We start from the raw sequence: 9,538 nt of genomic DNA, 5'->3' as shown, positions 1-9,538 counted from the left end.
GCCTCGACACGGACAGCACCCACACCGGTCATTTTCGCGCCGCCACGACGGCGCGGCAACGCCGTGCCAGGACTACTCAACCGAACTGCGTCCCCAGCGAGGTCATCAACCCCTGCGCGAAGCCGTAAAATTCGCCTGTAAAGCCACAGATCAACCGCACCACACCCGACACCAGCACCCACGCGCCAAACCCCACCCCCCGCCCCCACCCCCCACCCCCACCAACCCACTACCGTGGATCCCATGGTGAACCTGACCCGCATCTACACCCGCACCGGCGACGACGGCACGACCGCCCTCGGCGACCTGAGCCGGGTCCGCAAGACCGACGCGCGGCTGGCGGCCTACGCCGATGTCGACGAGGCCAACGCCGCGGTCGGCCTGGCGGTGGCCTTCGCGAACAACGACCTCGGGATGCTGCACGACGGGATCAGGACCCTGCTGCTGCGGGTGCAGAACGAGCTCTTCGACCTCGGCGCGGACCTCAGCACGCCGCCGGCGGAGAATCCGGAGTTTCCGCCGCTGCGCATCGAGCCGGAGTACGTCGAGCGCCTGGAGGCGGCGTGCGACGAGTGGAACGAGACGCTGAGCAAGCTGCGCTCCTTCATCCTCAACGGCGGCACGGTGGTCGCGGCGCAGCTGCATGTCGCGCGGACCGTCGTGCGCCGCGCCGAGCGGAGCACGTGGGCGGCGGTCGAGGAGTACGGCGACGCCATCAACCCGCTGGCCGTGAAGTACCTGAACCGGCTGTCGGACCTGCTGTTCATCCTGGCCCGGGTGGCGAACACCGACTCGCACGGCGGCGACGGCGACGTGCTGTGGGTGCCGGGCGGCGAGCGGTAGTAGCCGCTGGGCCGGATCGGCCTCGGTTCTGCCGCGGATGTGCCACGGCAGATCCGCGGCCGCAGCCGATCGCAGCCGCAGCCGCGATCGCCTGAGGCAGGCCCGCACCGGGCCCTACCAGCCCTCAGAACGAGCTCGGGAACCCCACGCCGCCACCACTACCGGCGGCCGCACCCAGATCGGCAGAAGGCGTCCCAGAGCCGTTACCGCCGCCGCTCGACGGAGGAGCCGGAACCGGCGCGGAGGCAGTGCTTGGAGTACCAGAGCTACTAGCGGCCGACGCCGACGACGCAGCCGTGGGCCGCACCGCCTGCACCGGAGGCGCCGTACTCGAAGCCCCCACACCAGAAGCCCCCGCATCAGAAGGCTCCGCACTGGGTCCAGCAGTAGGCCCCGCCGTAGGCCCAGGCGTCGCCGTCCCCCGCATTCCCCCCACCCCCCGAGGCGGCACCATCACCCACCCCGCCGCACCGCTCTTCCACAACCCCATGCCCCCGGTGAGCTGATAATCCCCAGCACTCCAAGCCTTCGGCGGCGTCAGCGCGACATTGTTCGCATCCCGCACCTGGATCGTGTCCGCATACCGCCCCTTCACCAACCGATGCGTCCGCGGGAACACCGCCACCCCGTCGTCGGTCTTCTGCGGGATCAGATCCCCACCGGTCTTCGCGTACAACACCGTCTTCGTCTGCGGCGCCCCCAGCACCACCAGCCGGTCGCTCTGCGGCAGGTACACCGACAGCTCGGCGATCTGCTGCGCGTCGTCGGCGTCGTCGCTCGACCCCGGCCGCGCGTGCGCGAACGTCACCGGGGCCGCGTAGACCGACATGCTCGACGACTCGCTCGACCCCTTCCCCGTCTGCGTGTAGTCCCCGACCAGCAGTTGCGCCTGCGACGGCACTCCGTCCGCGCCGGTCGTCCACCCCTGCATCACGTAGAGCCACGTTTTGTACGTGGACTGCGGCGCCGTCTTCGCCGCCCCGCCGTGCCCGGTCGAGGCCTGCGTCGTCGTGTCCGCGTCCACCTGCGACCACAGCGGCGCCACGGTCGCGGTCGTCGCGGCCTTGGTACCCGTCGCCGCCGACCGCCCGACCTGGTTCAGCAGGTACGACTTCGCCACCTCCGCCGCCTGCGCGGGCACCGGCGTGCCGCGGCTCGGCCACGGCAGCGCGTTCGCGGGCAGGGCCGGCGTCGCGGCCACCACCTTGTCGTCCTGCAGTGCGGTCGGCATCGGGTACGCGCTGGTCAGGTCCTCGATCGCGGACGGCGGCGGCGCGGCCGACGCGTCACCGCCGCGCGCTCCCAGCTCCGAGGCGATCGACGGCCCGAGCAGCGCCGCCACCACCAGCACCGCCGTCGCCGAACCGGCGCGCAGCACGCGCCGCCGCCGACGGATGCGGGTGGCCCGCGCCATCACCTGCGGGAGCATGTCGCTGTGCGGAGCCGAGACGACTTCGTCGGCGATCAGGCCCAACGCGTGGCGCAGATCCGGCGATACCTGCTCGGCCGCATCCGAAGCCTCCACGCTCCGACCGCCACCGCCACCGCCACCGGCACCCGTTTCCGCGATCGAGTCATCCGAGGCCGCCGCCGAAGCGACCTCCGAAACCGCCGCCGAAGCGGCCTCCGAAGCGACCTCCGAAGCGGCCTCCGAAGCAGCCTCCGAAACCGCCCCGGAGCTCCCCCCGGAACTGTCCTCCGGCGACGCCGAAGCACCGCCGATCGGCTGATCACGGTCAGGCTGCGCGTTGTCCCAGGTGTCCATGGCGACTACGAAGACGCGAATCGAAAGCCGCAGGTTGCCTGCCGGTCACCCGGAGGAGGTAGCGGAGTGTGCCAGGATGGCCGGTCGTGGAGCGTTTCAAAGTTGCCGGAGGGGCCCGCCTGGCGGGTGAGGTCGCGGTGTGCGGCGCGAAGAACAGCGCGCTGAAGCTGATGGCCGTCGCCCTGCTGGCCGAGGGCCGGACCGAGCTGCGGGGCGTCCCGCGCATCCTGGACGTCGAGCTGATGGCCGAGCTGCTGCGGCGGCTGGGCTGCGACGTGAAGCTGGACTGGGAGCCCGGCCCGGAGCGGGAGGACGGGCCGCAGAAGGGCTCGACCATCGTGATCGACGTGCCGGCCGATCCGGGCACCGAGGCCGACTACGACCTGGTGCGCCGGCTGCGCGCGTCGATCTGCGTGCTGGGCCCGCTGCTGGCGCGGCAGGGCGAGGCCAAGGTGTCCTACCCCGGCGGCGACGCGATCGGCTCGCGCGGGCTGGACATGCACATCGACGGCCTGGAGCGGCTCGGCGCCGACATCTCCCAGGAGCACGGCTTCCTGGTCGCCTCGGCGCCCAAGGGCCTGACCGGCGCGAGCATCCTGCTCGACTTCCCGAGCGTGGGCGCCACCGAGAACATCCTGATGGCCGCCGTCCTGGCCCGCGGGACCACGGTCATCGACAACGCCGCGCGCGAGCCGGAGATCGTCGACATCTGTTCGCTGCTGGCCTCGATGGGCGCGAAGATCGACGGCGCCGGGAGCTCCACGCTGGTCATCGAGGGCGTCGACACGCTGACCCCCGCGCCGTCGCCGCATCTGGTGGTGGCCGACCGCATCGTGGCCGGCATGTTCGCGGTCGCGGCCACCATGACCCGCGGCGACGTGCGGATCGACGGCGGCAACGCGGCGCACCTGGAGATCGCCCTGGACAAGCTGACGCAGGCCGGCGCGACGGTGGTGCCGGACGAGACCGGCTTCCGGGTGTCCATGGACCGGCGTCCGAAGGCCGTCGACATCATCACCCTGCCCTACCCGGGCTTCGCCACCGACCTGCAGCCGCTGTTCGCCGCGATGAACTCCATCGCCGAGGGCACCTCGATGGTCACCGAGAACCTGTTCGACGCGCGCTTCGTGTTCTTGCAGGAGCTTGCCCGCCTCGGCGCCTCGGTGCGCACCGAGGGACACCACGCGATCATCCGCGGCGTCGAGCGGCTGTCCGGGGCGCCGGTGCGGGCCACCGACATCCGGGCCGGGGCCGGGCTGGTGCTGGCCGGGCTGGTCGCCGACGGGCACACCACGGTGTCCGACGTCCGGCACATCGACCGCGGGTACCAGGGCCTGGTGACCCAGCTGCGCTCGCTCGGGGCGCAGATCGAGCGGGAGCCGGACCCCGACCCGTACCCGTGACGAGCAGGCGCCGGCACCCGTGACGAGCGTTACGCTGCCGTCCGCGCCGGGCTTGGGCGACCCCGCGTTATCTTTTTGGACGTCCAAGCAAATCACCCCTTGTGAAGCATGAGGTAGCGCAGTGTCGAAGAAGCTGGCCGTCATCGGCGCCGGTCTGATGGGTTCGGGGATCGCGCAGGTGGCCGCGGCCGCCGGGTACGAGGTGGCGGTCCGCGACGTGACCGACGCCGCCCTCAAGCGCGGCGTCGACGGCATCCGCGCCTCGCTGGAGAAGTTCGCTTCCAAGGGCCGCTACACCGCCGACGAGGTCGAGGCCGCGACGGGCCGCATCAGCACGACCACGGACCTGGCCGAGGCGGTCGCCGACGCCGACGTGATCGTCGAGGCGGTGTTCGAGAACATCGAGGTCAAGCAGGAGATCTTCCGCGAGCTGGACAAGCTGGCCAAGCCCGGCGCGGTCCTGGCGACCAACACCTCGGCGATCCCGATCACCCAGATCGCCGCCGTCACCTCCCGCCCGCAGGACGTGGTCGGCACCCACTTCTTCTCCCCGGTCCCGATGATGCAGCTGTGCGAGCTGGTCCGCGGCTACAAGACCTCCGACGAGACGCTGGCCAGGGCCCGCGCCTTCGCCGAGGAGGTCGGCAAGACCTGCATCGTGGTGAACCGCGACGTCGCCGGCTTCGTCACCACCCGCCTGATCGCCGCGCTGGTGGTCGAGGCGGTGAAGCTGTACGAGTCGGGCGTGGCCACCGCCGAGGACATCGACATCGCCTGCAAGCTCGGTTTCGGGCACGCCATGGGCCCGCTGGCCACCACCGACCTGACCGGCGTGGACATCCTGCGCAACGCGACGCAGAACATCTACACCGAGACCCAGGACGAGAAGTTCAGCCCGCCGGAGCTGCTGAACCGGATGGTGACCGCCGGAGACCTCGGGCGGAAGTCGGGCAAGGGCTTCTACAGCTACTGATACGCGCTGTTCAGGGGCCGCCGATGGAGCGAAAATCGGCGGCCGCCGCAGAAGTTTCCTGCCAGGATCGCGATCATGACGCTTTCGTTCGCTGAGAAGCCGGTCCTGGCTGGCGACCGGGTCACCCTCCGCCCCGTGACGGCCGAGGACGCGCCCGGCTTGCTGGAGCTCTTGGCCGATCCGGAGAGCAGCCGCCTGACCGCCACCCGCGCCGAGCTCGATCCCGAGGCCGCCCGGCGCTGGTACGCCACCCGCGCCGACCACGACGACCGCCTGGATCTGGCGATCGTTGAGAACGAGACGGGGACGTACGTCGGCGAGGTGGTCCTGAACGACCTGCACGTCGAGAACCGCTCGTGCGGCTTCCGGATTTCGCTGGTCGGCGCGCGGGTCTTCGGGCGCGGATACGGGACAGAGGCGACGCGGCTGGTGCTGCGGCACGCCTTCGAGACCGTTGAGATCCACCGGGTCGAGCTGGACGTCTACGCCTTCAACCCGCGCGCCCGGCACGTGTACGAGAAGGTTGGCTTCGTCCTGGAGGGCACCAAGCGCGAGGCGCTGTTCTGGGACGGCGAGTGGATCGACGCCGCCGTGATGGCGATGCTGGAGAGCGACTGGCTCGCCGCGCGGTAGAGCCAGGCCGCACGCAGCCGCGCCGCGCCGTGCGCCAGCACCAGGCCGCACCAGGCCGCACCAGGCCGCACCAGGCCGCACCAGGCCGCGCCGCGCGCCAGAACCAAGCCGCGCCGGGCCGCGCCGGGCCGCGCCGCGCGCCAGCATCAAGCCGCGCCAGGCCGCATCAAGCCGCACCGGACCGTATCAAGCCACTGCGGTCGCCGCACCACCGGCGGCAGGCACGGCCTTCTGCTCCAGCCGCCGCAGGCTGGCCACCCGCTGCACCACCCCGAGCCCGGTCACCACCACGCCGAGCCCGAGCCACCCCACGGGCCCGGCGGCCAGCACCACCGTCGACAGCGCCACCGGCCCCGCGGACCGCTCGATCGCCTGCGCCATCCCCGCCACGCCCAAATACGAGGCCTGAGCATCCGCCGGCGCCAGCGACACCGCCAGCTCCCACGACACCAGCGAGCGCACCAGCTCCGCCGCCGTCACCACCACCGCGGCCAGCAGCAGCGTCACCGTCGCGACCACCGCGCCGCCGTGGCTGGACCCGGCGATCAGCGCGCAGCCCGCGAGCAGCGCCACGCCGTACCAGCACGCCGCACGCGCCGCCGCCCGGGCGCCGGCCACCCGGGACGAGACCGGCATCTGGAGGAACACGCACATCAGGGTGTTGATCACCATGACCGCCGGGATCACCGCGTGCGGGGCGTCGGTGCGGGTCACGGCCCACAGCGGCACGCCGACCATCAGGATCGCGTCGTCCAGGTTCAGGAAGACGTCGAGCAGGACGAACAGCAGGTAGCCCGGGTCGCGCCACGGATTGCGGCCGCGCGCCTTCGCCTTCTGAGCGCCGTCACCAGCGGAAGCGGCGACACGGCCCGGCTCCCGCCGCTTCGTCCGCATCACCAGCGCCGCCACCGCCAGGTACGACAGCCCGTTCCCGACCACGACGGCCTCGTATACCCCGCTGGTCCCCACCGCCACCGCGATCGCCGAGAGCCCCGCGCCCAGCGCGTACGCGGCGTTCATCACCACCCGCGACAGCGCCCGGTACGTCGCGCGCTGCTCCCCGGCGGCCTGGCCGGCGAACACGATCTCCATGGTCTTCGACCCGCGGTCGCACAGCGTCGTCGCGGTGGTGACCGCCAGCAGCGGTACGAAGCCGTGGCACAACGGAACCGCGCACAGCGTCAGCACCCTGATCAGGTGGCACGCCACCAGGATCGTGCGCACCGGGTACCGCTCGGCCAGCGCTCCGGCGACCGGCGCGCCGGCGATGCCGACCAGCCCGGCGATGCCCAGCAGGGCGCCGATCCGGCCCGCGCTGAGGTGGGACACGACGCTGAAATACAGCACCAGCGCCGAGGACCACACGCCGTTCCCGACCCGGTCCAGGAACAGCGCCGCGAGCATCCGCCGGGCGTCGCTTCCGCCAGGTGGGTTACGCAGCTGGGCGATGGTCCCGGTGCGCTTCGGAGCGGTCCCGGCGGCCGTGGCGGCATCGTCCCGGCGCCCCGTGCCGCCAGCCCTGATGCCACTGCCCGCCGATTGGCTCCTGCCCCACCGCATGTCCCACCCCTAGTGTCAGCCCTGCAGGTCCCTGTGGAGTGTGACGCAGCACATCGCTCGATGTCAAGAAGCTTGATATCGAGATAGTAGTCGTTGCGCGGACCCGCGGACCGGTGTGCGCAAGGTCACCGGTGACACTCCGGTTACCCGTCAGTAGGCTCCGGTCCAAGGCGCCGACCTCTCCCCGGGCGGCGACACCATCCACTTGGGAGCACCCGTGACCGAGCGCGACAGCCCTTCTGGTCGATACAGATCTTCCGGGCACGACGGATCTCACGACGGATCTGTCGAGCGAGACCGTCCCTGGGTGATGCGGACCTACGCCGGCCACTCCACCCCGGCCGAGTCCAACGCCCTGTATCGCAGGAACCTGGCCAAGGGCCAGACCGGTCTGTCGGTGGCCTTCGACCTGCCCACGCAGACCGGCTACGACCCGGACTCGGTCCTGGCCCGCGGCGAGGTCGGCAAGGTCGGCGTGCCGGTCTCGCACCTGGGCGACATGCGCGCGCTGTTCGACGGCATCCCGCTGGAGCGGATGAACACCTCGATGACCATCAACGCCCCGGCCATGTGGCTGCTGGCGCTGTACCAGGTCGCCGCCGAGGAGCAGGGTGCTGACATCGCCGCGCTGTCCGGAACCACGCAGAACGACATCGTCAAGGAGTACCTGTCGCGCGGGACGTACGTCTTCCCGCCCGGCCCCTCGCTGCGGCTGATCACCGACACCATCGCCTACACCGTGGCGAACCTGCCCAAGTGGAACCCGATCAACATTTGCTCCTACCACCTGCAGGAGGCCGGCGCGCAGCCGGTGCAGGAGGTCGCCTACGCGCTGTCGACGGCGATCGCCGTGCTGGACGGGGTGCGCGACTCCGGGCAGGTGGCGCCGGAGGACTTCGGCCAGGTGGTCGGACGCATCTCGTTCTTCGTCAACGCCGGCGTGCGCTTCGTCGAGGAGATGTGCAAGCTGCGGGCCTTCGCAGGGCTCTGGGACCGGGTCACGCGCGAGCGCTACGGCGTCACGGACGAGAAGCTGCGCCGCTTCCGCTACGGCGTCCAGGTCAACTCCCTGGGGCTGACCGAGGCGCAGCCGGAGAACAACGTGCAGCGGATCCTGTTGGAGATGCTGGCCGTGACGCTCTCCAAAGACGCGCGGGCCCGCGCCGTGCAGCTGCCGGCCTGGAACGAGGCGCTCGGCCTGCCGCGGCCCTGGGACCAGCAGTGGTCGCTGCGCATGCAGCAGGTGCTGGCCTACGAGTCGGACCTGCTGGAGTACCCCGACCTGTTCGCCGGCTCGAAGGTGGTCGAGGCCAAGACCGAGGAGATCGCCGAGGCGGCCTGGGCCGAGATCGAGCGGATCGAGGAGCTCGGCGGCGTCGTGGCGGCCGTGGAGTCCGGCTATCTGAAGGCGCAGCTGGTCGGGGCGCATGCCGAGCGGCGCGCGAAGATCGAGTCCGGCGAGCTGGTCGTGGTGGGCGTCAACAAGTTCACCGAGACCGAGCCGAACCCGCTGACCGCCGACCTGGACGCGGCGATCCAGACCGTGGACCCGGCGGTGGAGCAGCACGCCGTGGCGGCGCTGAAGGAGTGGAAGGCGCAGCGGGACGGCGCGGCGGTGGATGCCGCACTGGCCCGGCTGCGTCGGGAGGCCGCGACGGACGCCAACCTGATGGACGCGACGCTGGCGTGCGTGCGCGCCGGGGTCACCACGGGGGAGTGGACCGGCGTGCTGCGCGAGGTCTTCGGCGAGTTCCGGGCGCCCACCGGCGTCTCGGGTTCCGTGGGGACGGCGATCCCGTCCGAGGAACTGGTGGTGCTGCGCGCCGAGGTGGATCAGGCCTCTGCCGAACTCGGCCGCCGGCTGCGGCTGCTGGTCGGCAAGCCGGGCCTGGACGGCCACTCCAACGGGGCCGAGCAGATCGCGGTGCGCGCTCGCGACGCCGGTTTCGAGGTCGTCTATCAGGGGATCCGGCTGACGCCCGCGCAGATCGCGGCGGCGGCGGTGGCCGAGGACGTGCACTGCGTCGGGCTCTCGGTGCTGTCCGGCTCGCATCTGCAACTGGTGCCGGAGGTGCTGGCCGAACTGCGGGCGGCCGGAGCCGGCTCGGTGCCGGTGGTGGTCGGCGGCATCATCCCCGACGCCGACGCGCGGGCCTTGCGCGAGGCCGGTGTCGCGGCGGTGTTCACGCCCAAGGATTTCGGGATCACGCAGATCCTGCACACCATCGTCGAAGAGATCCGGCGTGCCGGATCGGTCGCTGTCTGAGCGGACTCCCTCACCGCCGGACGCGAATCGGCGCCCTTCCTAGGGGATATCCCGCTGGGAAGGGCGCCGATTTGTTGAACGCTTATTCGAACCCG

The 9,538-nt window shown here is 71.4% G+C and carries 7 protein-coding genes; 5 read left to right on the top strand and 2 right to left on the bottom strand.

The features are described 5' to 3' along the window. Positions 1–243: 243 nt before the first annotated feature. Positions 244–843 (top strand): cob(I)yrinic acid a,c-diamide adenosyltransferase, encoded by a 600-nt coding sequence (locus ABH935_RS40630; RefSeq protein ID WP_370383304.1) that lies wholly within the window; start codon positions 244–246, stop codon positions 841–843. Between the two features lie 124 nt (positions 844–967). On the opposite strand, the gene ABH935_RS40625 is transcribed toward ABH935_RS40630, so the two are convergent. After that, entirely contained in the window at positions 968–2,368 is a 1,401-nt protein-coding gene (locus ABH935_RS40625) for a hypothetical protein (protein WP_370383303.1), read from the bottom strand. Between the two features lie 326 nt (positions 2,369–2,694). On the opposite strand from ABH935_RS40625, the gene murA reads away from it, so the two are divergent. From murA to ABH935_RS40610, 3 genes are all read left to right on the top strand, one after another. After that, positions 2,695–4,011 (top strand): UDP-N-acetylglucosamine 1-carboxyvinyltransferase, encoded by a 1,317-nt coding sequence (gene murA / locus ABH935_RS40620; protein ID WP_370383302.1) that lies wholly within the window; start codon positions 2,695–2,697, stop codon positions 4,009–4,011. 121 nt (positions 4,012–4,132) lie between these two features. Next, positions 4,133–4,984 (top strand): 3-hydroxyacyl-CoA dehydrogenase family protein, encoded by an 852-nt coding sequence (locus ABH935_RS40615; RefSeq protein ID WP_370383301.1) that lies wholly within the window; start codon positions 4,133–4,135, stop codon positions 4,982–4,984. Positions 4,985–5,059: 75 nt separating this feature from the next. Further along, the gene (locus ABH935_RS40610; protein WP_370383300.1) at positions 5,060–5,617 is read left to right on the top strand and encodes a GNAT family N-acetyltransferase; all 558 of its coding nucleotides are present in this window, start codon (positions 5,060–5,062) and stop codon (positions 5,615–5,617) included. A 186-nt stretch (positions 5,618–5,803) separates the two neighbouring features. On the opposite strand, the gene ABH935_RS40605 is transcribed toward ABH935_RS40610, so the two are convergent. Further along, a complete protein-coding gene (locus tag ABH935_RS40605) occupies positions 5,804–7,177 on the bottom strand; it encodes an MFS transporter (protein WP_370383299.1) in 1,374 nt (457 codons plus the stop codon). A 310-nt stretch (positions 7,178–7,487) separates the two neighbouring features. Between ABH935_RS40605 and ABH935_RS40600 the strand changes: the two genes are divergently transcribed. After that, a complete protein-coding gene (locus ABH935_RS40600; protein WP_370383310.1) occupies positions 7,488–9,443 on the top strand; it encodes a protein meaA in 1,956 nt (651 codons plus the stop codon). Positions 9,444–9,538: the final 95 nt, after the last annotated feature.

Origin of the sequence: Catenulispora sp. GAS73, from assembly GCF_041262085.1 — a bacterium.
In the GTDB taxonomy this organism is placed as follows: Bacteria; Actinomycetota; Actinomycetes; order Streptomycetales; family Catenulisporaceae; genus Catenulispora.
The sequence above is the reverse complement of the archived record's forward strand: the minus strand, read 5'-3'. Positions and strand labels throughout refer to the sequence as shown.